The 23,903-nt window shown below is 42.9% G+C and carries 17 protein-coding genes; 3 read left to right on the plus strand and 14 right to left on the minus strand.

The features are described 5' to 3' along the window. Positions 1-88: 88 nt before the first annotated feature. The 9 genes from ACFPOH_RS10325 to asnB all read right to left on the minus strand — a co-directional run bounded on the left by ACFPOH_RS10325 (position 89) and on the right by asnB (position 14,634). Positions 89-1,474, minus strand: coding sequence for an ammonium transporter (locus ACFPOH_RS10325; protein WP_390309558.1), 1,386 nt, complete (start codon positions 1,472-1,474; stop codon positions 89-91). Between the two features lie 21 nt (positions 1,475-1,495). Continuing rightward, positions 1,496-1,837 carry a P-II family nitrogen regulator gene (locus tag ACFPOH_RS10330; protein ID WP_342581567.1) on the minus strand — a complete coding sequence of 114 codons (342 nt, stop codon included), beginning with the start codon at positions 1,835-1,837 and terminating at the stop codon, positions 1,496-1,498. Between the two features lie 12 nt (positions 1,838-1,849). After that, positions 1,850-3,187 carry a type I glutamate--ammonia ligase gene (gene glnA / locus ACFPOH_RS10335; RefSeq protein WP_342469125.1) on the minus strand — a complete coding sequence of 446 codons (1,338 nt, stop codon included), beginning with the start codon at positions 3,185-3,187 and terminating at the stop codon, positions 1,850-1,852. Positions 3,188-3,219: 32 nt separating this feature from the next. After that, positions 3,220-4,107, minus strand: coding sequence for a diaminopimelate epimerase (gene dapF / locus ACFPOH_RS10340; protein ID WP_342469124.1), 888 nt, complete (start codon positions 4,105-4,107; stop codon positions 3,220-3,222). Positions 4,108-4,111: 4 nt separating this feature from the next. After that, complete coding sequence (locus ACFPOH_RS10345) at positions 4,112-5,362, minus strand: LL-diaminopimelate aminotransferase (protein ID WP_390309560.1); 1,251 nt, start codon at positions 5,360-5,362, stop codon at positions 4,112-4,114. Positions 5,363-5,372: 10 nt separating this feature from the next. Beyond that, positions 5,373-6,848, minus strand: coding sequence for a glutamate synthase subunit beta (locus tag ACFPOH_RS10350; protein ID WP_342581570.1), 1,476 nt, complete (start codon positions 6,846-6,848; stop codon positions 5,373-5,375). A 16-nt stretch (positions 6,849-6,864) separates the two neighbouring features. Then, positions 6,865-11,343 (minus strand): glutamate synthase large subunit, encoded by a 4,479-nt coding sequence (gene gltB, locus ACFPOH_RS10355; protein WP_390309562.1) that lies wholly within the window; start codon positions 11,341-11,343, stop codon positions 6,865-6,867. 483 nt (positions 11,344-11,826) lie between these two features. Then, positions 11,827-12,687: a helix-turn-helix domain-containing protein gene (locus tag ACFPOH_RS10360; RefSeq protein WP_342469120.1), complete on the minus strand. Its 861-nt coding sequence runs from the start codon at positions 12,685-12,687 to the stop codon at positions 11,827-11,829. A 99-nt stretch (positions 12,688-12,786) separates the two neighbouring features. Continuing rightward, positions 12,787-14,634, minus strand: a complete 1,848-nt coding sequence (gene asnB / locus ACFPOH_RS10365; protein WP_390309565.1) for an asparagine synthase (glutamine-hydrolyzing) — start codon at positions 14,632-14,634, stop codon at positions 12,787-12,789. 436 nt (positions 14,635-15,070) lie between these two features. On the opposite strand from asnB, the gene ACFPOH_RS10370 reads away from it, so the two are divergent. Together ACFPOH_RS10370 and ACFPOH_RS10375 are read left to right on the plus strand one after the other, a co-directional pair. Beyond that, entirely contained in the window at positions 15,071-15,499 is a 429-nt protein-coding gene (locus ACFPOH_RS10370) for a MarR family winged helix-turn-helix transcriptional regulator (protein ID WP_342469118.1), read from the plus strand. After that, positions 15,496-16,674 (plus strand): MFS transporter, encoded by a 1,179-nt coding sequence (locus tag ACFPOH_RS10375; RefSeq protein ID WP_342469117.1) that lies wholly within the window; start codon positions 15,496-15,498, stop codon positions 16,672-16,674. The genes ACFPOH_RS10370 and ACFPOH_RS10375 overlap by 4 nt, the downstream gene beginning before the upstream one ends. 110 nt (positions 16,675-16,784) lie before the next feature. Here ACFPOH_RS10375 and recD2 read toward each other — a convergent pair whose 3' ends face one another. Beyond that, positions 16,785-19,265, minus strand: coding sequence for an SF1B family DNA helicase RecD2 (gene recD2 / locus ACFPOH_RS10380; RefSeq protein WP_465270742.1), 2,481 nt, complete (start codon positions 19,263-19,265; stop codon positions 16,785-16,787). A 148-nt stretch (positions 19,266-19,413) separates the two neighbouring features. Between recD2 and hisA the strand changes: the two genes are divergently transcribed. Beyond that, positions 19,414-20,160, plus strand: coding sequence for a phosphoribosylformimino-5-aminoimidazole carboxamide ribotide isomerase (hisA, locus tag ACFPOH_RS10385; RefSeq protein ID WP_342471280.1), 747 nt, complete (start codon positions 19,414-19,416; stop codon positions 20,158-20,160). Positions 20,161-20,356: 196 nt separating this feature from the next. Here the strand turns inward: hisA and ACFPOH_RS10390 are convergent, their stop codons facing one another. From ACFPOH_RS10390 to cymR, 4 genes are read right to left on the minus strand one after another with little or no spacing between them, the layout of a single operon-like run. Next, positions 20,357-21,025 (minus strand): tetratricopeptide repeat protein, encoded by a 669-nt coding sequence (locus tag ACFPOH_RS10390; RefSeq protein ID WP_342581575.1) that lies wholly within the window; start codon positions 21,023-21,025, stop codon positions 20,357-20,359. 44 nt (positions 21,026-21,069) lie between these two features. Continuing rightward, a complete protein-coding gene (mnmA, locus tag ACFPOH_RS10395; RefSeq protein WP_342469114.1) occupies positions 21,070-22,191 on the minus strand; it encodes a tRNA 2-thiouridine(34) synthase MnmA in 1,122 nt (373 codons plus the stop codon). Positions 22,192-22,208: 17 nt separating this feature from the next. Continuing rightward, positions 22,209-23,360, minus strand: a complete 1,152-nt coding sequence (locus tag ACFPOH_RS10400) for a cysteine desulfurase family protein (RefSeq protein ID WP_342469113.1) — start codon at positions 23,358-23,360, stop codon at positions 22,209-22,211. Between the two features lie 17 nt (positions 23,361-23,377). Further along, the gene (gene cymR, locus ACFPOH_RS10405) at positions 23,378-23,797 is read right to left on the minus strand and encodes a cysteine metabolism transcriptional regulator CymR (protein WP_342469112.1); all 420 of its coding nucleotides are present in this window, start codon (positions 23,795-23,797) and stop codon (positions 23,378-23,380) included. Positions 23,798-23,903: the final 106 nt, after the last annotated feature.

Genomic DNA, 23,903 nt, shown 5'->3' on the forward strand with positions numbered 1-23,903 from the left:
TCACCCCAAAAAACAAAATGATAAATTAAAAAAACTTCCAATAAGATGGTTTGCCATCTTATTTGGAAGTTTTTTACTACACTATTTCTTACGAAGTTTTACTTTTCACCGTTCCATGAGTCAAGTTGTTCAATCGATCAGCCAATCCTAAACCGTGTTCAGGTTTTTCTTCACTGCCATTGATCACTCTTTCCAACAATGTTTGGCTCCATTCGTATGCATAAGAGCCGTGTTCGGAATAATCGAGACCTGCGATTTCATCTTGGCTTGATACACGGATTGGGAGAATGAAGTTGATTACGACCGTCACTACACTGACAATTAACATTGTATAGATAATGACTGCTAAAACACCAATTGCCTGAATGCCCAATTGAGAAGCGCCTGCTCCGTAGAAAAGTCCGCTGGAAGTCGAGAATAAACCGATTGCAAGTGTTCCCCAAATACCGCAAATACCATGGACCGCAATTGCACCTACCGGATCATCCACTCGAACTTTTGTATCCAAGAAACGGACACCTTCTACCAATAAAATCCCTGAGACGAATCCGACAATAATGGATCCAAGTATGGAGATATCCGCCGCACCTGCCGTGATCCCAACCAAACCGCCCAAAACACCGTTTAATGAAATGGAAGGATCAATTTTTCCGAATCGGATTTTTGTATAAAGGGCAGATGTAACAAAAGCGGCTGAAGTCGAAAGTAATGTTGTTGCAATCACGTGTGGAACCAAAGTTGTATCTGCCGCAAGGGTGCTGGCACCGTTAAAACCGAACCAACCTAACCAAAGTACGAATACACCCAGTGCTCCCAATGGAATGTTGTGGCCTGGAATCACATTGACTTTTTTGCCTGTATATTTTCCGATACGTGGCCCAAGGAAAATGACAACGGTCAATGCCGCAATCGCACCAGTCAAATGCACTACTGTTGAACCGGCGAAATCTGTAAAGCCAAGTTGAGCAAGCCATCCATCACCTGTCCAGATCCAATGGCCGATGACCGGGTAAACGATGACGCTCATTGCAACAGCAATCAAGATATAGCTTGAGATTCTGATCCGTTCAGCAACCGCTCCCGAAATGATTGTGATGGAAGTTGCTGCAAACATTGCCTGGAAGACGAAAAAGTCGATATCTTCCCTTCCGGATAATAAAAATCCATTTGTTCCAATGATGCCGTTCGCCGAATCGCCAAACATGAAACCAAATCCGACAAAATAGTATAAAATGGAAACAATACTGATTGTTATGAAGTTTTTCATGATGATGTTCAATGAGTTTTTCGCTCTCGTAAAGCCGGTTTCAACCAACGTAAAACCTGCATGCATGAAGAATACCAACACTGCACCTAACATGACCCAAACGAGATTGATGGACAATTCCAATGATTCGACAGTTGGCGCTTGCGCATAAGCTGGCAATGCAGCGAACAATAATAACGGCGAAATAGATAATACTTTTTTCTTCATCTCAACTCGACTCCTCTCATCTTATATAATGGCTTCTTTTCCATGTTCACCTGTACGGATGCGGATCGCTTCTTCAACAGGGATAATAAAGATTTTTCCATCACCTACCGATCCGGTATTGCAAGTTCTTTGAATCACTTCCACAACTTCTTCCACTTTCTCATCGTCGATGACCATTTCAATTTTCAACTTTGGAAGAACTCTTATTTCAAAGGTAGTACCCCGGAATAAGCCTTCCACTCCCTTTTGTTTGCCGGAACCGGCAGCTTCCGTTACGGTCATGCCGCCGATTCCAATGGAAAATAAGTTATCCCTTAATTCTTTGAACACTTCTGGACGGGTAATCACTTCAACTTTTTTCATAAATCGTCCCCCTTAATATAGAGTGATATAACGTTCACGTTCCCATGGATGCACATTGATTCTGAATTCATCCCACTCGATCCGTTTTGCTTCAATGAAGTGGGTTGTAATATGTTCGCCAAGTGCCGCTTTGATGACTTCGTTTTGTTCCAATGCATTGATCGCTTCTTCCAAGTTGGATGGAAGGCTTTTGATGTTCAAGTCATCCAATTGTTGTTCATCCATTGTGTAAATGTTGGAGTTTACCGGATCGCAAAGAGTCAATTTGTTTTTGATGCCATCCAAACCTGCTGCGAGCATTACAGCTAATGCAAGATATGGGTTTGCGGATGGATCCGGGTTTCTCAATTCAATACGGGTACTTAATCCACGGCTTGCCGGAACACGTACAAGAGGGCTTCGGTTTTTGCCGGACCATGCAATATAACATGGTGCTTCATAACCTGGAACTAGACGTTTGTATGAGTTTACTGTTGGATTCGTAATCGCTGCGAAACTGTAAGCATGTTTCAAAATTCCTGCCAAATATTGTTTCGCTGTTTCACTTAAACCAAGTTCATCGTTTTCATCGTAGAAGGCATTTTCTTTTCCGCGGAATAGAGATTGGTGGCAGTGCATTCCTGAACCGTTTACTCCGTAGAGAGGTTTTGGCATGAATGTGGCATGTAATCCATGTTTTCTCGCGATGTTTTTCACGACTAATTTGAATGTTTGAATTTGGTCAGCCGCTTCTACTGCATTGGCATATTTGAAATCAATTTCATGCTGACCAGGGGCAACTTCGTGATGGGAGGCTTCGATTTCAAATCCCATTTCTTCCAATGTTAGCACGATGTCACGTCGGCAGTTTTCACCAAGATCCGTTGGCGCCAAATCGAAATAACCGCCTTGGTCGTTCAATTCCATTGTCGGATTGCCGTTCGCATCTGTTTTAAATAGGAAGAATTCCGGTTCCGGACCTACGTTCATTGCTGTAAATCCAAGTTCGTTCGCTTCTTTTAGCACTTTTTTCAGAACGCTTCGAGGATCGCCAGGGAATGGATTGCCGTCCGGTAAATATACGTCACAAATCAAACGGGCAACTTTCCCATGTTCAGTTTCCCAAGGGAAAATGAGCCATGTGTTTAAATCAGGATACAGATACATATCGGATTCTTCGATTCTTACAAATCCTTCGATGGAAGAACCGTCAAACATGATTTTGTTATCCAAAGCTTTTGGCAATTGGCTTAAAGGAACTTCAACGTTTTTAATGATTCCGAATAAATCCGTGAATTGTAAACGGATATAGCGTACGTTTTCCTGTTCTGCCATTTTTAAAATGTCTTCTTTTGTATAATTTTTGCTCATGAATAATTCCTCCTCATATTTAAAATCCAAATTTATTGACCAGACGCTTTTGGCATCTTTTCTTTGATGAAATCTTCCAATTTGATTTCACCATGGCAAATGTACTCTGCTCTACCTTTCATCCAAACATGGTTATTTTCGTCCCAACGAATCTCTAAATCACCTCCCGGCAGGTGGACAGTAATAATTTGGTTCTTCTCAATTTTTTTATTTAATGTGGCCGCGACTACCGCTGCACAAGCACCTGTACCGCAAGCCATTGTAATGCCTGATCCTCTTTCCCAAACCCGATAGTCGAGTTCATTCGGTTTCTTCACTGTTACAATTCCTACATTCACCCTCTCCGGGAAGATGTCGGAATGTTCGATGATTGGACCTATTTTTTCAAGGGGCACATCATGGACATTATCCACAAACATGATGGCGTGGGGGTTGCCCATTGAAACGCAAGTCAGGTGATAGAGTTCTCCGCCGATGGTGAACGGTTCATCGATGGTCACCGTCATGGGTTCACCAATCATTGGAACCATTCCTTTCAGCAATTTCGGTTCACCCATATCAACCGTGACAAATTCCACTTCTTTTTTCTTTTCGGATATATGAACTTCTACAATTCCGCCGAGGGTTTCAATTGTAAAACTCTCGGAATCCACAAATTGATGATCATATAAATATTTCGCTACACATCTTAATCCGTTGCCGCAATTTTTCCCTTCCGATCCGTCCGCGTTGAAAATTCGCATCCGGAAGTCGGCCACTTTGGAATCGCAGATAAGGATCATTCCATCAGAACCAATGCCAAATCTCACATTGGAAAGATTTCTTGCCAATGTTGGAAGGAATTCTTCTTGTAATGAGTGTTCCAAAAGATTGATAAAAATATAGTTGTTTCCTAACCCATGCATTTTTGTAAATAGCATTACATCACCTTCTTTTAAAAATGAACTTTTCCCCTTTCAGGCGCCTTTCAATTTCCTTCATCACTTGCAACTCTTCTTCTTCTGAATCAGCTTCAAAGGTGACGGAAAATCTGATGAAACCTCCCGCATCATCCCACGGAACGGTTGAAATGAGATGTTCCCGGATAAGGTATTGTGAAAAATCCTCCGCTGTTTGGAATGTTGGCCCTCCTGCCACCCCGATTGGAGCTTCGGCATATAAGTAAAAGGAGCCTTTCGGTTTTTCCACTTCAAAACCGCATCCTTGAAGGATTTGCACCAGCAATTCATGGCGGCGGGAATATTTTTTCGCCGTTTCCTCCGTTATTTCCGGATGGGATAACGCAAAACTTGCGGCCTTTTGAATAGGGATGAATTGACCGGAATCGCTGTTATCTTTTACCGTTTGGAATGCTTTGATCAATTTCGGATTTCCGGCAATAAACCCTATTCTCCAACCGGTCATATTGAAAGACTTGGATAATGAATGAAGCTCTACGCCGACTTCTTTTGCTCCAGGTACGGATAAAAAGCTAAGCGGTTTTTCGCCGTCAAACATCAATGCGGCATAAGCTGCGTCGTGGACAACAATGATTTGATGGGTTCTGGCAAATTCGACAACTTCTTCGAAAAACTCTTTGGTTGCCACTGCGCCAGTAGGGTTGTTTGGATAATTTAAATAGAGCAGTTTGGCTTTTTTCAGCACTTCCGGATCGATTTGATCCAGTTGGGGTAAAAATCCATTTTCTTTTAATAGCGGAAGATGGACAACTTCTCCACCGAAATATTTCGTATAAGTGGCGAGCACCGGATAACAAGGTGATGGCATCAATGTAATATCTCCGGGATTGATGAAAGCAGCGGGCAGCAAGCTCAAGCCTGATTTTGAACCGATGACGTGGTTGATTTCCGTCTCCGGATCCAGGTCCGGAACACCAAACACTTCCTCCATATAGCGGGCAGCCGCTTCTTTAAATTCCTGGATTCCGTTATCTGAATAAAACCGGTTTTCAGGTTTTGCCGCCTCCTCATACAACTTGTCAACGACCCTCTTGTCTGCCATTGCATCCGGCTCGCCAACGCCCAAATCAATCAATGGCACGTCAGGCTTTTCTTTCACCGCCAATCTTTTGGCTCTTTTAATTTTTTCGAATTTGAATATTTCTTCCTTTAGACCGAAAGAGGGACCTCCAATTCGATCTGCAAATAACTGTTGGATATAATCAACTGCTTGCACCGTATCCCTCCTAAATTGATAAGTTTACTTTACTTGTTACATATTCATGGCAGCTTTTTGCGGCTTCTTTGCCTTCCTGGATCGCCCAAACGATTAAACTTTGGCCGCGTCTTGCATCACCCGCCACAAAGACGTTTTCCACTTTTGTCTGATAAGAACGGCTGTTTTTTATCTCTTTCCAATCGATGTTTAATTGATCAAAGAGTTCCCGTTCAGGCCCTTCAAATCCAATGGCCAGTAGAACCAGTTGGGCCGGAATGATTTTTTCGGTATTTGGGATCGGTTCCCGGATCTTTTCACCATTTTCATTGAATATGGTTCTGATCCCCACGCATTTGACTGCAGTGAGTTGACCTTCCTCATTCCCGATGAATTCCAAAGCGGTAGTGGCAAATAATCTTGGATCATCGCCAAATTTTGCTTTGGCTTCTTCCTGGCCGTAATCCAGCTTATAAACCATTGGATATTGCGGCCATGGATTATCTGCCTCTCTTTCCGTTGGACGTTTCGGATAAATATCGAATTGAATCACACTTTTGCAATTTTGTCTGAGTGATGTAGCGATACAATCGACTGCCGTGTCACCACCGCCGATGACCACTACATCTTTTCCTTCGGCAGAAATATATTGGCCATTTTTAAAATTGGAATCCAACATGCTTTTTGTATTGGCGTGCAGGAAATCCATCGCAAAATGGATACCGCCCAAGTTTCTTCCATTTACTTGCAGATCCCGCGGTTTTGTGGCACCCGTGCAAAGAATCACTGCATCAAATTCTTTTTGCAGTTTTTCCAAGGAATAATCTTTTCCCACTTCCACATTCGTCAAGAAGGTGATGCCCGATTCTTCCATGACACGGATTCTGCGGTCTACGGCATGCTGTTCAATTTTCATTTTCGGAATCCCGTAAGTAAGGAGGCCTCCAATCCGGTCGCTTCTTTCAAAAACTGTTACCGAATGTCCGTAATTGTTCAATTCATGCGCGCAAGCCAGACCGGCTGGACCGGAGCCGACCACCGCAATTTTGACTCCTGTTCTCTCCTTAGGTATTTGCGGTTTTACCCATCCTTCTTCAAAAGCTTTTTCGATGATGGCCAATTCAATATTTTTAATGGTTACCGAACTTTCATAGAGGGAAGCGACACATCCAGCCTCACAAGGAGCTGGACATGCCCTTCCTGTAAACTCTGGGAAAGGGTTCGTAATGCTCAATCGATCATAAGCTTCTTTCCAATTCCCTCTATAAACAAGTTCATTCCATTCAGGGATCAAGTTGAATATTGGACATCCCGTTGACATGCCTCCAACAAGAGAGCCGTTTTGACAAAATGGAACACCGCAATCCATGCATCGAGCTGCCTGTTTGACCAAGTCGCTTTCCTGTGGAAGGTTTGAAATTTCCTTCCAGTCTTGAATTCTCTCCAACGGATCCCGATACTGGGCATTTTGTCGTTTATATTCTAAAAATCCAGTAGGTTTTCCCATTTTCTTCACCGCCCTCTTACGCTAAATAACTTTTTGCCAAGTACTGTTCTTCTTTTTCCAAAATTTCTTTGTATTTGTATGGAATGACGCGAATAAAATTCGCTGCTTCAAACTCCCAATTTTGAAGGATTCGTTTCGCCACAGTACTTTTTGTTTGTTGGTAATGTTCTTTGATCAGAGCATTGACAAAGCTCAATTCTTGTTGGTCATTAATCTCTTCCAGCATGACAAGTTCATCGTTGTAAACTTCAGTGAAATGTTCATTGGCTGGAGAATAAATATATGCGATACCCCCGGACATGCCGGCTGCAAAGTTCTTTCCGACTTCTCCCAAAATCACTACCCGGCCGCCTGTCATGTATTCACAACCGTGATCTCCTGTTCCTTCCACTACAACATGCGCTCCGCTGTTTCTGACACAGAACCTTTCTCCCGCTTTGCCGCGGATAAATGCTTTACCGCTTGTTGCACCGTAGAAAGCGGCGTTGCCGATAATCACATTTTCTTCCGCCAACCGCTTTGTATCCGTTGGAGGAGCAACGATGATTTTTCCGCCGGATAATCCTTTTCCGACATAGTCGTTGGCTTCTCCTTCAAGCTTTAATGTGATGCCTTTTGGAATGAATGCACCAAAGCTTTGGCCGGCTGAACCTTGGAAATGGACTTGGATCGTATCTTCTTTTAACCCTTCGCTTCCGTACTTTTTCGAAACTTCATATCCGAGCATTGTACCGACTGAACGGTTTGTATTCCGGATTGGAAGCGAAATTTGAACAGGCTGTTTGCTTGTTATAGCCCTTTGACTTAATGGAATCAATTTTTGATAATCCAACGTTTCTTCCAATTGATGATTTTGGCTTTCGGTTGCTGTTCGATCTCCTTCGTATCTGACGAATAGAGGAGAAAAGTCCAGTTTCCGTTCTTTCCAATCCACATCATCTTTGACCTGAATGATGTCTGTTCTTCCAATCAACTCATCCAATGTTCTAAAGCCCAGCTCTGCCATTAATTCGCGAACTTCCTGTGCGATGAAGTGCATCAAATGCACCACGTGATCGGCAGTACCGGTCATTTTCTTTCTGAGTTCCGGATTTTGAGTCGCAACTCCTACAGGGCATGTATCCAAATGGCAAACCCTCATCATTACACAACCAAGTGAGACAAGCGGCAACGTGGAGAAACCGAACTCTTCCGCACCCAATAATGCACCGATGATGACATCTTTTCCGTTCATCAATTTTCCGTCTGTTTCAAGAACCACTTTGTTTCTCAATCCGTTCAGCATCAACGTTTGATGGGCTTCCGCCAGCCCCAATTCCCATGGAAGACCGGCATGCTTGATGCTCGTTCTGGCTGCTGCGCCTGTTCCGCCGTCATAACCGCTGATGAGAATCACGTCTGCTTTCGCTTTCGCCACACCCGCTGCGATAGTTCCTACACCGCTTTCGGAAACGAGTTTGACGTTGATCCGTGCTTCCGGATTGGCATTTTTCAAGTCGTAAATCAATTGTTCCAAATCTTCAATCGAGTAAATATCGTGGTGAGGAGGTGGTGAAATCAGCTCGATTCCAGGAGTTGAACCTCTCGTTTTTGCAACTTCCACCGTCACCTTATGGCCGGCAAGCTGGCCACCTTCACCAGGCTTTGCCCCTTGTGCCATTTTGATTTGGATTTCGTCGCAGTTCACTAAATAATGACTTGTGACGCCAAATCGTCCGGAAGCCACTTGTTTAATGCGGCTTAATTTTGAATCGCCGTTTGGCAGTGGAATATAGCGGTTTGGATCTTCCCCGCCCTCACCAGAGTTGCTTTTTGCGCCGATCCGGTTCATGGCAATGGCAATGGCTTCATGGGCTTCTTTGCTGATGGATCCGAAAGACATCGCACCCGTTTTGAATCGTTTAAAAATCGATTCGATTGGTTCCACTTCGTCAATCGGGATCGGTGTCCGGTCGCTTTTCAATTCAAACAATGCCCTTAAAGTCGTATTGCTTTCTTTTGACAGCATCTCGCTGTATTTTTTATAAAGCTCATATTTTCCTGTGCGGCAGGCAAGCTGCAACGTATGAATTGTTTCCGGACGATAGAGGTGTTCTTCCCCGTTTTTGCGCCATTGGAAATCGGAGCCTTCTTCCAATAAAGGTTTTTCATCTTCCCAGGCCTTGTTGTGGCGGGCAACGGTTTCCTTGGCAATGTCCGCTATGTCAAGACCGCCGATTTGTGAAATCGTCCGCGGGAAATAACGATCTATGACTTCTTTGCTGATGCCGACCGCTTCGAATATTTGAGCGCCGATATAGCTTTGGACCGTAGAAATTCCCATTTTGGACATGACTTTCAATATGCCTTTTGTAATCCCTTTTACGTATTTTCCAATGAAATCGTATTCCGCGCTTTCTTCCAATTGGGAAAGGGATGCGCATACCAGGTAAGGGTATATCGCATTTGCTCCATAGCCGAGCAGTGCCGCAAAATGATGAACTTCTCTCGGTTCTCCCGATTCAACAATAATGCTCACTTTGTTGCGGAGACCTTGCTTGATTAAATGATGATGGATGCTGGATACGGCGAGCAATGATGGAATGGCCGCATTTTCTTTGTTTGTGCCGCGGTCGCTTACGACAAGCAACTGGTATCCGTCCTTTGCCGCTTTTTCAGCTTTTTTAAGTAATTTCTCCAAATATTCTTCCATCAGTTCCGGCTGTTTTGCAGGGAATAAGGATGACAGTTTTTTTACTCTCCATCCGTTCAAATGCAAACCGATCAGTTTCACCCAATCGTTATTAGTTAAGATTGGCGTTTTCAGTTTAATTTTTTGATATTCTTCCCTTTTCGGATTTAATAGATTGCCTTCTCCCCCCAAATACACTTCCATGGATGTCACGTACTCTTCCCGGATGGCATCAATCGGAGGATTGGTTACTTGCGCAAACCGTTGTTTAAAGTAGTTGAACAACAATTGCGGTCTTTTTGATAAAACGGCAAGTGGACCATCGTAGCCCATGGAACCGACCGGATCGTCCCCGCGGGTTGCCAGGGGTTTGATATATTTCTCCCACTCTTCAAATGTATAACCAAACGCTTTTTGAAGGCGGACCAATTGTTTTTTATTAATCTTTCTCGATTTTTCCAGATTCAGAGAAGGAATATTCTCCAAAGGAATGATTATTTCAGCTGCCCATTGATCATATGGGTGTTCGTTGATGAGTTGATGTTTCAATTCTTCATCGAACAATAGCGCTTTTTTCTCAAAATCAACTAATAACATTTGGCCAGGTTTCAGGCGGCCTTTTTGGATGATTTTTTCCTCTGGAATATCGACAACGCCCACTTCCGAAGATAAATAGAAAAAGTCGTCGTCTGTCAAAACAAATCTCGCTGGCCGCAAACCGTTGCGGTCTAGGCAAGCACCCGCCTGTTTTCCGTTAGAGAATCCCATTGCGGCAGGACCGTCCCAAGGCTCCATCAACAAGCTATGGTATTGGTAGAAAGCCTTTTGTTTCTTTGAAAGCAATGTATTATTTTGCCAAGGTTCCGGAATCATCATCATCATCGCCTGTGGCAAAGACCATCCGGACAACACCAAATGTTCCAGCACATTGTCAAACATTGCCGAGTCGCTGCCATCCAAGTTCACAATTGGATGAAGTTCTTTTTGATCCACACCGAATGCATCTGAATGCATGGATGCTTCCCTGGCGAAAATCCAATTCACATTGCCGTTGATTGTATTGATTTCCCCATTATGCATGATCATACGGTTCGGCTGGGCTCTGCTCCAGCTTGGGAAAGTGTTCGTACTGAAACGGTTATGAACCATCGCCATTTTCGATTTGAAATTTTCATTGAGCAAATCCAAATAGAAACTGCTTAATTGTTTCGGTAATAGCAGCCCTTTATATACAATCGTTCTCGATGAGAAACTGGAGATATAACATGCATCTTTATTCTTTTCAAACTCGCTGAATGTCTTTTCGATTCTGCGACGAGTTACATATAAACGTCTTTCAAAATCGTCTTGTTCAAGCTCAGTTGCAGGTAACACAAATAATTGGTGAATTGAAGGGGCTGACTCGATTGCTTCCTTTTGCAGAGCTTCTTCGTTCGTTGGCACCGTACGCCATCCAAACAGCTCCAAACTGTTCTTTTCAACGATTTCTTCGATTCTTGCTTTATATTCAAGCAATTTTGATTCTTCATTAGGAAGAAAAATCATCATAACCCCGTAACGTCCGGATGGAGGAAGTTGTTTTCCTTGCTTTTCCCACTCTTTGGAAAATAACTCATGAGGGATATCCGTCAAAATGCCGGATCCATCACCCAACGTTTCCTTATCATCCCGTCCCCCGCGATGCGTCAACCTCTCAAGGGCAATTAGCGCTTGGGATACAAGAGAATGTGATTTTTCTCCTTTTATATTTGCTAATAAGGCGATTCCACACGAGTCATGTTCCAGTTGTGGATTGTATAAGCCTTGGTTGAGTAGTTCTTTCATTTTCTGCACCCCTTAATTCTTCCTGTTTTCTTATATATACATCCTACCAAGAGGAGAAATAAAAATATTTAGACTATTGAGTCGAATATTTGCACTATTTTGCACTACTTTTTGAAAGAAAAACCGAACATTGTCCATAAAAAGGACAAACATTATTCTTAAATTGGCATTTATCTCCCTTAAACCAATCCATGACAAACCGCCTATCTTCCTTTCCATCAGAAAAGGACCATCGTATTGCGCTGCCGGCAAAACCGGACGTTTTTAAGAATGCAGTAATAGACATGTTTTCACCGCCCATTTTGAATCAGAATTTTCCCCGGCTTCCAAAGAACGACAGGCAGCCACGGAAGAAGGAATATCTCCGGAACAAAACCGGCCATTATGGCGGAAATCTTCAAATGTTTGAAAAGAAATAAAAAAAACCGACATTTTCATTTCGGAAAATGTCGGCTTTCCTATATAAAACCATTGGTGTTAAACTTACGCATTTTTTTTCCTTTTTGATGGCATTTTCGTTATACTGGGTTTTCGGATCCCTGAAATCATACGAATTTCCGACGGGCTTTTACCCGTATAAGCTTTGAATTGGCGGCTGAAAAAGTGAATATTGTTATACCCCAGGGCATCGGCCACTTCCGTTACTGACATCCCTGTATAATGCAATAAATGCTCTGCTCTTTTGATGCGGGTTTCCACAATATACGATTGGATGGTTTGTCCCATGATTTCTTTGAATTTTTTTGAGAAATAACGAGGTGAAAAGTTTGCGCGCGCAGCCAAACTTTCGACTGTATGATTTTCTCCGGGATGCTGCTGCACATAATTGGCCACTTCCCTGATCGTATAAAGAATTTGGCTTTGCAATTCTTCGCCTTCTTCTTTTTGTTGAGTCTCTTCCTGTTGGTCTGCCCGCAACAAATGAATCATCAATTGTTTTAGAATCAGTTTTCCTTCCATTTCGGCGCCATAAGTATCCACCAGGAATAATCGGACATATTGGCTCAATAATGATTCAAAATGGATACGGTCTTGCAAAATGCGATGATGATTTGGAATGATCTCGGGTTCACCAGTGACATCAAAGTGAATATACGTAATCACCAGCGGATTAGCCGGATCTTGGGTAGCTGTCGTCCAATCGCCTGGTCTGAACAGAAAACAAGTGCCTCTTTGCAATGGATAATCTTTTCCGTTCAATCTTAAATTGCCTTTGCCGCTCCAAATATATAACAAATCAAAATTCGGTATTGGCGCTTTTCTTTTCCATTGCCAATTCGGTTCACAATTGATTGTCGCCAATGCCGGTTTAATGACGAATTGTTCAGGGCTTAAATTTAACATTTGAATCGCCTTCCTTTCCATGATTGGTCAAGCTTTTGGGATTCTCCCGCCCCTTGCCAAAGGTCGGCACTTTGGTGACGGGAGAAATTTAAAACGGAACTATGCGTCAACGAGATTTACATTGTATTTGTCAAACCACATATTCACTTGCACTAAATGTGCGAGAAGTTGAGGGCCTGTCATCAATTGCCCGAACCACGGCAATTTCGTCGCCCCATCGAGAGCCAGTATTTCTTTTATTTTTTCCTTTGAAAGCAGCTGAAAAATTGGAGGATTTTTCTTATCAATGATTTGCTGCAACAACTCTTTTACCAGCTTTGTATATTTTGGATGATGTGTTTTTGGATAAGGGCTTTTTTTACGGTAAATGATTTCATTTGGAAGGATTCCCTCCAATGCTTTCCGTAATAATCCTTTCTCCCTTCCGTCCAACATTTTCATTTCCCAAGGTATATTCCATGCATATTCAACGATCCGATGGTCTGCAAAAGGGACACGCACCTCAAGACTGGCTGCCATGCTCATTCGATCTTTCCGATCCAGCAGGGTCGACATAAACCATACCATGTTCATATAAAACATTTCCCTGCGTCTTGCTTCGACAGGATCTTCGCCTTCAAGCTTCGGCACTTCCTGAATGGTTTCCTTATATCTTTGGTGAACGTAGTCCGTCAATTTCAATTTTTCCTTCCAATAGGGCAATAAAAGATTTTGCCTTAACGTTTGCGATTGCATCCAAGGGAAGCTGTCGCCTTGTAACAATTCTTCTTTATAAAACCATGGATATCCGCCGAAAATTTCATCGGCACATTCACCGGAAAGCGCGACGGTAAACTGCTTTTTGATCTCCTTTGAAAATAAAAGCAAAGAAGAATCAATATCCGCCATGCCTGGCAAATCTTTGGCAATCACCGCCTCCTCCAATGTGTCAGCAAGCTGTTCGTGGGTCAGGATAATCGAGTGGTGTTTCACGCCCAAATGCTGAACGACTTTTTCAATCCATGGACGATCTTCATCCGGTTGAAACAAACTTTTTTGAAAGTAGGCACTGTTTTCTTCATAATCTATCGAATAGGTGCTAAGGGGTCCTCTGCCATTCTTATTGAAGTAATTTGAAGCAATGGTTGTTATGGCGCTGGAATCCAACCCTCCTGACAAAAAGGTGCAAACAGGAACATCCGCAACCAGTTGTCTTTCCACTGCATCTTTGATGAGAAATCGGACATGTTCGATGGTTTCATCCAACGAATGTTCATGGGTTTCACTCTTTACATTCCAATATCGTTGAATGCGGAGACCGTGACGATCGAATGTCAAAAAGTGGGCGGGTCTTAATTCATTGATTCCTTTGAATATACCGTGACCAGGAGTTCTGGATGGGCCTAAACCAAAGATTTCCCGCAACCCTTCCCGGTCAATTTCCGCTTTTACTTGGGGATGAGCCAAAATCGCCTTCAACTCCGAACCAAAAAGCAACCTGTTTCCGTCATGTTTATAAAATAAAGGTTTCACACCCAGCCTGTCGCGGGCCATGTACAGTTTTTCACAAGAAGCGTCCCAAACAGCGAAAGCATATATTCCATTGAGAAAGTTGACACAATCCTCTTTCCATTCCATATATGCCGTTAACAACACTTCCGTATCCGAGTGGGACTGAAATTGGTATCCCCGTTTTATCAGTGCTTCCCGCAGTTCTTCAGTATTGTATAACTCACCATTATAAACGATGGTATAGGAATTCGCACCTTTTGTTTTGGTCATCGGCTGTACGCCTCCGACAGGATCTACTACGATTAGTCTTGTATGACCTAGAGCTGCATGTGTGTCACAAAAATTGCTTGATGTATCTGGCCCTCTTTTCGATAATGTTTGGGCCATTTTTTTGACCGTGACTTCGTGATGCTTCAAATCTTGATCCCATTGAATCCAGCCAGTTATTCCACACATCATCCATCACTCTTTCGTAGTATAATTTTTTCTTGTAATTCATTTTATGATTTTTTGTATATAAAGAACAATTTCATTTTTATATAAAACCTATCTAATATCCAGATGAAAAACCTCGAAAAGCTATAAAAATCAGCATTTTATCCCCAATACATATCAAACAAAAACAAAAAATTTTCACAAAATCTATATTTTTATATCATTTAAACCCTTTTCCGTTCTCAAATCGCTAATAAATATTCTCGATTTGATATATAACATTGCACATAGGTGATGATCCGGCATAGATACATCGCAATTCAGATAATGGGAAAGAACAGCGGCCATTAAGTCGGAAAGGTGAAAAATGGATGATTGGAATGGAACATTTTATTGACATATAATAGTTTAATGATATAGTTACCTAGGGTAACTATTTTATCGGAGGTGAAATCCTTTGGAAGGATTTTTTCAACATTATTTACGCTTGTATCGGCCACTGATCAATGCATTGAATGAACTTTTAGGCGAATACAATCTGTCCTATTCTTTATGGCAAGTCATCTATTTCATAAAGCATAACGGTCCGTCAACACTCGTGGAAATCGCCAAACGATACAATGTGGAAAAGCCGTCCATCACTCGCAGGGTGAACGCTTTGGAAGAACTTCGATTAATCGAAAAAAGGGAAAGCCGGGATCGGAGAGAAAAGGTGATTCATTTGACACCGTTGGGAGAAGAAATTTATGCATCCTGCCGTAAAAAAATATCGGGCTTCGAAAGAAAAATGTTGGAACACCTTACAGATGATGAACTGCAAAACTTTTTCCATACACTTTCGAAAATTCAGCAGCAATTTGACAGAAAAGAAGGGAAACATCAATGAATGAAACAAAACTATGGACGAAAGATTTTATTATCACGTCAACCATTAATTTTTTATTAACATCTGTCTTTTATCTATTAGTTGTCATAGTAGCCGTTTATGCTAAAACGGAATTTCACGCAACCACGAGTCAAGCTGGTCTTGCAACAGGCATTTTCATCATCGCCACATTAATCGGAAGACTGTTTATTGGCCGGGGCATCAATTCGATCGGTTATAAAAGGACATTGCTGATTGGCACTTGCCTTTTTGCATTATCAAGCTTCTTATATTTTATTCAATTAAATATCTGGTTCTTTTTAGTTGTGCGATTTTTGCACGGTTTGACTCTCGGTATTGCGGGGACGGCAACCGGAACCATTGTCGCCCAAGTCATTCCCAACAGCCGCAAAGGCGAAGGGATCGGGTATTACAGTATGAGTTCCACTTTGGCGACAGCCATCGGTCCATTTATCGGGTTGCTTTTGAGCCAGCATGTAAGCTTCTTGATCGTATTTGGATTATGTACTTTATTAGGAATCATCGCATTCATCACCTCATTCTTTATCCAAGTAACTGAGCCTGAAGAGGTGAAAAAGGCGGAAAAAGACGTTAAAGGATTCAAACTTTCGAATTTTATTGAACCGAAAGCCATCCCGATTTCTTTCATCATGCTCATTGCCGCATTATGCTATTCCGGGGTTTTATCTTTCATGAATTTTTATGCGCAGGAAATTGGCTTGGTGGAAGCCTCCAGTTTCTTCTTCTTTGTTTACTCCATCGCTATTTTGTGTTCACGTCCTTTCTCCGGGCGTCTGTTGGATGTGAAAGGCCCAAACTACGTGATGTATCCTGCGTTTATTCTTTTTTCCATCGGACTGATTGTTTTAAGTGCGGCACATAACAGTTTTGTACTGCTGTTTTCAGGGGTTTTGATCGGTCTGGGTTATGGCAACATGCAATCCTGCATTCAAGCCGTTGCAGTGAAAGTGACGACCATCCATCGAATGGGACTTGCCACATCCACATTCTTCATTTTCCTTGATGCGGGTCTGGGCTTTGGCCCATATCTGTTGGGATTTATTGAGCCGTATACGACTTACAGCCAATTGTATTTCAGTTTAAGTTTTGTCGTTTTGGCAACCGTGATCCTTTACTTTTTCCTTCATGGCCGTAAAGTGAAGAATTTTCAATAACAAACGGAAACCGGAATTGGCCATTTAATATCGATATAAATAGAAAAACCGAACGTTGCTGACTCTCAAAATCAGAGATTCAAACAATCGTTCGGTTTTTTTATCACCTTTTATTCATCCAAAAAATCATAAGGGGTGATACCATCCATCCCTATCATCGGATGGATTTTGGGCGCTGTTTCCGCATTCAGGACAGGAGGAAGGGAAGTAGTATCGCCTGCCGTCTGCTGTTCATTGCCATCATCCGGTGAAAGAGGCACGATTTGTTCATCCTGCTTCTCCCCTTCCATTTTCGTTACCTGATTTCGATCATCATTCTTCTTTGCGGGATTCAATCGGGCCCTCAAAGTGGTAAAACGTTTCAAATCGTCCGTGCGCTGGATCCCTTTGACGAATTCTTCCGGCTCCCCGCATAAAATCAAAAAGTTTTTTGCTCGGGTGATTCCCGTATAAAGCAGGTTTCTTCGGAGCATTTTTGAATAGCTGCGGACAATCGGCATGATCACCGTCTGGAATTCGCTACCCTGCGCTTTATGAATGGAACAGCAATAGGCGAGGGTTATCTGATTCAAGTCGCCTCTGTCATACACCACTTCATTGCCGTCATAAGAAACAACGACCTTATCCTGTTTTTCCACCGTTTCTTTCGCTTGAAAAATCGACACGATTTCCCCAATATCGCCATTAAACACATTGCTCTCCGGCTGATTCACCAGCTGCAACACTTTATCGCCGATGCGGAAAACCGTGTCGCCAAATTTCACTTCTTTTCGAGTACCATCCACGTTTGGATTCACCAGTTCCTGGATTTCTTTATTCAATCGATCAATGCCTGCCGGGCCTTTATACATCGGCGCCAATACCTGAATATCACGGATGGATTGGCCCTTTGCAATGGCACTTCTCACCACTTGTGTGACGACGCTTGCAATTTGATCGGCCGACGCTTTAATAAACGAGCGATCGCCAGTTTTTCCCGTGATATTATCGGGGATTTGCCCTTTTTTGATTTGGTGGGCCATCTCGATAATCGTTGAGCCTTCCGCTTGCCGGTACACTTCCGTCAGCTCGATGGTCGGCACGATTTCTGACGCCAATAAATCCTTCAACACTTGTCCAGGACCCACAGGTGGCAATTGATCCTGGTCCCCCACGAGCACCACTTGGGCATCAGGCGAAATGCTTTTTAATAATTGGTGGCTTAACCATGTATCCACCATCGACATTTCATCAATGATGATGAGGCGGCCCTGTATTTCACGCTCCGACTCTTCTTCCTTCTCCTGGCCGTTAAACCCCAACAAACGGTGAATGGTCATGGCAGGCAGACCCGTCGATTCGGACAAGCGTTTTGCGGCTCTTCCGGTTGGTGCTGCCAACACAATCGGAAAAGGCTCTTCCTTCTTCGCATATTCCATTGGATTTAATGAAAGGCCATGAAGCTCCGCAAAGACTTCCACAATTCCCCGAATGACCGTCGTTTTCCCTGTTCCCGGCCCTCCAGTCAAAATCATGATGGAAGAATTTAATGCTTGTTCAATGGCCTTTGCCTGAGTTTCCGCATAAGTCACTTCCAAGCGTTCCTCTGCTTCCCCGATCGCTTTCCGAATCTCGTCCTTTGAAAACTTTTCAGCGTGATCATTGTTTTTGGCAAATTGGAGAATTTTTGTTGCGATGCCCACTTCACTGTAATAGAGGGAAGGCAAATAAATCCGCGTTTCTTCCCCGCAAATTTTCCCTTCTTCCTCCAACTCAATAACCGCTTTCGATAAAGATTCATACGGAATTTCCTCCGGTTGGCTCTGTTCCAAAATCCCTTTGACTTCCGGCAACAGGAGTTCCGCCTCCAAATAAACGTGCCCTTCCGATAAAGCCGCTTGATTCAACACATGCAATACCGCCGCTTTCATGCGGTCAGGGTGAGCCCCTGTAATGCCCAGTCTTCTTCCCAATTCATCGGCTTTCGCAAAACCGACCCCTTCCACTTCTTCAATCAGCCGATAAGGATTTTGAGTTAACAGCTCAATCGTTTCTTCCCTATAGGTTTGATAGATTTTCATTCCCAATTGAGGCCCGAATCCCCATTCGTTCAATTGAATCATAATCCGGTCCAAACCCAAATTTTTCTCCAGGGTGCTTCGGATCGTCATTTTTTTATCTTCGGAAAGCCTTGGCACTTCATCCAGAACAAACGGATTTTCCATGATTTTTTTCAATGCATCGGTCCCCAATGTTTTTACAATGAGCTCAGCCGTTTTGGGGCCGACCCCAGGAAACAAATCGCTTGATAAATAGTGGATGATCCCTTGTTCTGTCTCAGGAACTTCCCTTTCAAAGGTTTCCACTTGAAATTGCAACCCGTATCTTGGATGATTCGTCAAATTGCCGATAAAACGATAGTGAAGCTCTTCATCCAAGGCCGGAAAATAACCGACTACAATAATTTCCTTTTCCTGATATTGCAAATTTGTTTCTTTAATTTTCACTTTCACAATGGAATACATGTTGGAGGCGTTATGAAAAATGGAAACGATGGGACGGCCTAAAACAAAGGTTTTCTCTGAATATTGATGAGCATGGTAATCCTCCATTTTCATACGCTCCTCTCCGGTAAAATCTCTTAATATCATATCATTTTTAAGGACTTTGATAAAATAGAAACTTCCCCTTCTCGATAAAATGAGAGACCAATGTTATCATTGTAATAAAAAAGAACAGTTGAAGGGATTCGTGAATGGAATGGAATTTAGACCTTGCATTGATTTACACGAAGGAAAAGTGAAGCAAATTGTCGGAAGCACTTTGGGTCAAAAGGACGTGGTTGAAAACTTCATTTCGGAAAAAGATGCTTCCTATTATGCCGAGCTTTTTAAACGAGATGGCTTGAAGGGCGGACATGTCATCATGTTGGGTCCTGGTAATGAAGAGCAGGCGAAACTTGCTTTAACTGCCTACCCTGGCGGCCTTCAAATCGGCGGGGGCATCCATGCGGACAATGCAAAGAAATGGATTGACATGGGGGCCAGCCATGTCATCGTGACCTCTTACATATTCCACGATGGAAAACTGGATATGGAACGATTGGAGCGTCTTGTTGAAGCGATTGGAAAGGAACATATCGTCCTTGACTTAAGCTGCCGGAAACGCGACGGGAAATGGTTTGTCGTGACAGATAAATGGACAAAATTCAGCGATTTTGAAGTGAATCAGGCAAACATCTCCTTCCTGGAACAATATTGCGATGAATTTTTGATCCACGCTGTCGATGTGGAAGGGAAAAAAAGCGGCATGCAGGAAGAATTGGTTCAAGATTTGGCGAAATGGACAAACATTCCGACCACTTATGCCGGAGGAGTCCGTTCCTTGGAGGATTTGGAACGATTTAAAGAATTATCCGGAGGGAAACTGCACGTTACGATCGGCAGTGCGTTGGATATTTTTGGAGGAAGCCTGCCATATCGGGATGTTGTGGAATATTGCAAATAAATGGGATTGCAAAAATGGCGAATGGAAATGCGGGAAATTTCCATTCGCTTTTTTATATGTATCTTCCTTCCCATGCAAATGGAATAATCCATAATGGCCAAAGCGGACAATTTATTGGCCGATCGTTATTTTTGCATGATCAAAAAAGCCGTATAGAAAGTCCCCGCTTTCTATACAGCTTTTTTTCATTCTCATCCTATTTTTCATTATTTAAACGCAGACTTATCATATCATATATATACCTTGCCTGATCATGCTCCGGCTGGATGGTGAAGGCCTGCTCCAAATGATGGAGGGCCTTTTCCGCATCGTCTGTCGAAAGGGCGTAAAGCACCCCCAAATTATAATGGGCATCCGCGTTCTTTTCATCTTGCGCCAATACATATTCCAACTCTGTTTTTGCCAAATCAAACATTTCCAACTTGCATAAAATAATGCCGTAGCTTAAACGGATTTGCAGATCGTCCGGCGCAAGTTCCGCCGCCCGCTGCATATATGGAAGGGCCAATTTCACCTGGTTTTCCTTCTCAAAACATTTTCCCAGCATGTAGTAGCTGTCGGCACCTTCAATTCCATACTCGATCGACTTCTGATAAAGTTTGGCCGCCTCCAAAAAGCGTTCCGAATTATAATACAAATTGGCGAGACCATAATAAGCCGTTGCCGCTTTTTCATCAAGGGTGATGGCTTTTTGGAAAAACCGTTCCGCCCGTTCAATCTCATTCATGGCAGCCAATACATTTCCAAAGTTGATGTAGCCGACCGGATCTTCCGGATTTTGTTCGATGGCTTCTGTAAAGGCTTTTACGGCATCTTCATAGCGTTTTTCTTGCAGCGCTTTGATTCCTTCTTCATTATAGTTCATCGTCTTCACCTCTCATGAAAAGAGGCGACCAAATCAGTCGCCCGTTATCCTACATACGTCAATTTTTCTCCGTTTTTAAACACTTCGTCGATTGTTCCGCCGCCTAAACATACCTCTCCATCATATAGAACGACGGCTTGTCCAGGCGTAATGGCCCGCTGTGGCACCTGGAACGTAATGACTGCGCGATGATCATCCAACAACTCCACTTCCACCGGCGAATCTTCCTGACGGTAACGGAATTTTGCCGTGCAAGCGAATTTCTTCGGTTTCGGTTTATTGGATGTAAAGCTCATATTGATCGCCTTTAAAGAAGTGGAGTACAGGGCTTCATTGTGGAAACCTTGTCCGACATACAACACATTCCGTTTTAAGTCTTTTCCGACCACAAACCAAGGTTCCCCTGCTCCTCCAATTCCAAGTCCATGTCGCTGGCCAATCGTATAATACATTAATCCGTCATGTTTTCCCATCACTTTTCCATCCAGCGTTTCCATGTTGCCCGGTTGAGCCGGCAAGTAATTGCTCAAGAATTCTTTGAAGTTTCGTTCACCAATAAAACAAATGCCCGTTGAGTCTTTTTTCTTCGCTGTTGCCAGCCCCGCTTCTTCCGCAATTTCCCGGACTTTCTTTTTCTCCAGATGTCCGATTGGAAACATGACCTTTTTCAATTGTTCCTGCGTCAATTGATTTAAAAAATAGGTTTGGTCTTTATTTCGATCGACGCCACGCAATAAAACAACTTCACCGTCACGCTCTTCCACACGGGCATAATGCCCCGTTGCCAAATAATCCGCCCCAAGTTTCAATGCATGTTCAAGGAAAGCTTTGAATTTGATTTCCTTGTTGCACATCACATCCGGATTCGGCGTCCGTCCGGCTTTGTATTCTTCCAAAAAGTAAGTAAACACTTTATCCCAATATTCTTTCTCAAAATTCACCGCATAATAAGGGATTCCGATTTGGTTGCATACTTTGATGACATCTTCATAATCTTCCGTTGCGGTGCAAACACCGTTTTCATCTGTATCATCCCAGTTTTTCATGAAGATGCCGATCACATCATAACCTTGCTGCTTCAATAAATAGGCAGCAACAGATGAATCCACCCCACCGCTCATTCCAACAACGACACGAATTTGTGATGGGTCTCGAGTTTCTGTCATTTATTCCTTCACCTTTTCTAATTCAATGAATTCGTCATTCTTTTTACTATTCTTGCTGTTCTTTCCGCAGCTTGTTGAATGTCTGCCTCTGTCAATCCCAACCCGAAACTGAATCGAATGGAATTGCGAAGTTCCGGAGCACCTTTTCCGTACATTGCGACAAGCACGTGAGACGGGTCGATGGAACCTGCCGTACAAGCAGATCCGCTGGAAGCATAAACTCCATCCATGTCCAAATTCACAAGGAATGATTCAACATCCATACCTGGAAAACTGATGTTCAAGATATGTTTAAGGAAATATTCCTCATGTCCATTCACTTTATAAGAAATTTGTTCCTGTTCCAAAACCTCCAAAAAGATTTTTCGGAATTGGAGATAGGTTTGCCGTTTTGTTTCCATTTCCCGTTGTGCAATTTCAACGGCTTTTGCAAAACCGACGGCAGCATGGACATTTTCCGTTCCCGCTCTCCGTTTTCTTTCCTGGGAACCTCCGTAAAAAGTGGCGGTGAAAGGCGTTTTTTCCCGTTGATATAGAAAGCCGATTCCCTTAGGCCCATTGATTTTATGGCTGGAAACGCTTAAAAGATCGACATGCAGTTCATTCACATCGATTTTTTCCAGTCCATATGCCTGTACCGCATCCGTATGGAAAACCGCCTGATGGTTTTTCAGTAATTCCCCGATTTCTTTGATTGGTTGAATGGTACCCACTTCATTGTTTCCAAACATGATGGTCACTAAAATCGTATCTTCACGCAAAGCCTCTTTTACCGATTCCACCGAAATGCGACCGGTTTCATCCACGGGCAAATAGGTTACTTCAAACCCCGCTTTTTCAAGCTGTTCACAACTGTGTAGTACTGCATGATGCTCCACTGCTGTCGTAATAATATGTTTTCCTTTCGATTTTAAAGCTTGTGCCACCCCAAAGATGGCCGTGTTGTCCCCTTCTGTTCCTCCGCTTGTGAAAATGATTTCCGTATCTTTCGCACCGATGGATCGAGCCAATATGCTTCTCGCTTCATCCAAAACCTTTCTTGCATAGCGGCCTGCCGCATGGATGCTTGATGGATTGCCGTAAACATTCGTCATCGCTTCCGTCATTTTTTCAATCACTTCTGGGTGCACTGGTGAAGTTGCTGCGTGATCTAAATAAAAGGTTTGCATTCCGATAAACTCCTTTATTAAATGTAAAACATATATCCGTCATATTCGGTATCTTCGCTGTAATTTGCCAAATCCTCAATGGTTGTTGTATCAAGCACTTGTTTTACTGCGTCGCGGATTCGGATCCAAAGTTGTTGTTGAGGCGGCTCTTCATCTTCTATCCCCTCAACCGGCTGGATTGGTCCTTCCAACACGCGGATCACATCCGCCGCGGAAATTTTGCTGGGCGGTATGGCAAGTAAATAGCCCCCATAAGCACCGCGGACACTTTTCACCAAACCGGCGATACGCAAAGGTGATACCAACTGCTCCAAGTATGCCTCTGAAAGATTTTTTTCTTCCGCAATTTTGCGCAGCGGAAGAGGTCCATCCCCATAATGTTTTGCCAACTCAATCATAATTGTTAACCCATATCTGCCTTTTGTTGATATTCTCATCTTATACACCTCAAATTTCTATTTCCGATATTCTTAGTCAAGTATACCATAACACCTTTTATTCCACTTGGAAAAGGTCTATTATAATTTTATATGAAAACTTTTT

This window comes from Ureibacillus suwonensis (genome assembly GCF_042655065.1).
Lineage (GTDB): Bacteria > Bacillota > Bacilli > Bacillales_A > Planococcaceae > Ureibacillus > Ureibacillus suwonensis.

Bases quoted from the DNA above. Each gene is read 5' to 3' on its own strand.
- ACFPOH_RS10325 (WP_390309558.1), bottom strand. From the start codon at position 1,474: ATGAAGAAAAAAGTATTATCTATTTCGCCGTTATTATTGTTCGCTGCA.
- ACFPOH_RS10330 (WP_342581567.1), bottom strand. From the start codon at position 1,837: ATGAAAAAAGTTGAAGTGATTACCCGTCCAGAAGTGTTCAAAGAATTA.
- glnA (WP_342469125.1), bottom strand. From the start codon at position 3,187: ATGAGCAAAAATTATACAAAAGAAGACATTTTAAAAATGGCAGAACAG.
- dapF (WP_342469124.1), bottom strand. From the start codon at position 4,107: ATGCTATTTACAAAAATGCATGGGTTAGGAAACAACTATATTTTTATC.
- ACFPOH_RS10350 (WP_342581570.1), bottom strand. From the start codon at position 6,848: ATGGGAAAACCTACTGGATTTTTAGAATATAAACGACAAAATGCCCAG.
- gltB (WP_390309562.1), bottom strand. From the start codon at position 11,343: ATGAAAGAACTACTCAACCAAGGCTTATACAATCCACAACTGGAACAT.
- ACFPOH_RS10360 (WP_342469120.1), bottom strand. From the start codon at position 12,687: ATGTTAAATTTAAGCCCTGAACAATTCGTCATTAAACCGGCATTGGCG.
- asnB (WP_390309565.1), bottom strand. From the start codon at position 14,634: ATGTGTGGAATAACTGGCTGGATTCAATGGGATCAAGATTTGAAGCAT.
- ACFPOH_RS10375 (WP_342469117.1), top strand. From the start codon at position 15,496: ATGAATGAAACAAAACTATGGACGAAAGATTTTATTATCACGTCAACC.
- recD2 (WP_465270742.1), bottom strand. From the start codon at position 19,265: ATGGAGGATTACCATGCTCATCAATATTCAGAGAAAACCTTTGTTTTA.
- hisA (WP_342471280.1), top strand. From the start codon at position 19,414: ATGGAATTTAGACCTTGCATTGATTTACACGAAGGAAAAGTGAAGCAA.
- ACFPOH_RS10390 (WP_342581575.1), bottom strand. From the start codon at position 21,025: ATGAACTATAATGAAGAAGGAATCAAAGCGCTGCAAGAAAAACGCTAT.
- mnmA (WP_342469114.1), bottom strand. From the start codon at position 22,191: ATGACAGAAACTCGAGACCCATCACAAATTCGTGTCGTTGTTGGAATG.
- ACFPOH_RS10400 (WP_342469113.1), bottom strand. From the start codon at position 23,360: ATGCAAACCTTTTATTTAGATCACGCAGCAACTTCACCAGTGCACCCA.
- cymR (WP_342469112.1), bottom strand. From the start codon at position 23,797: ATGAGAATATCAACAAAAGGCAGATATGGGTTAACAATTATGATTGAG.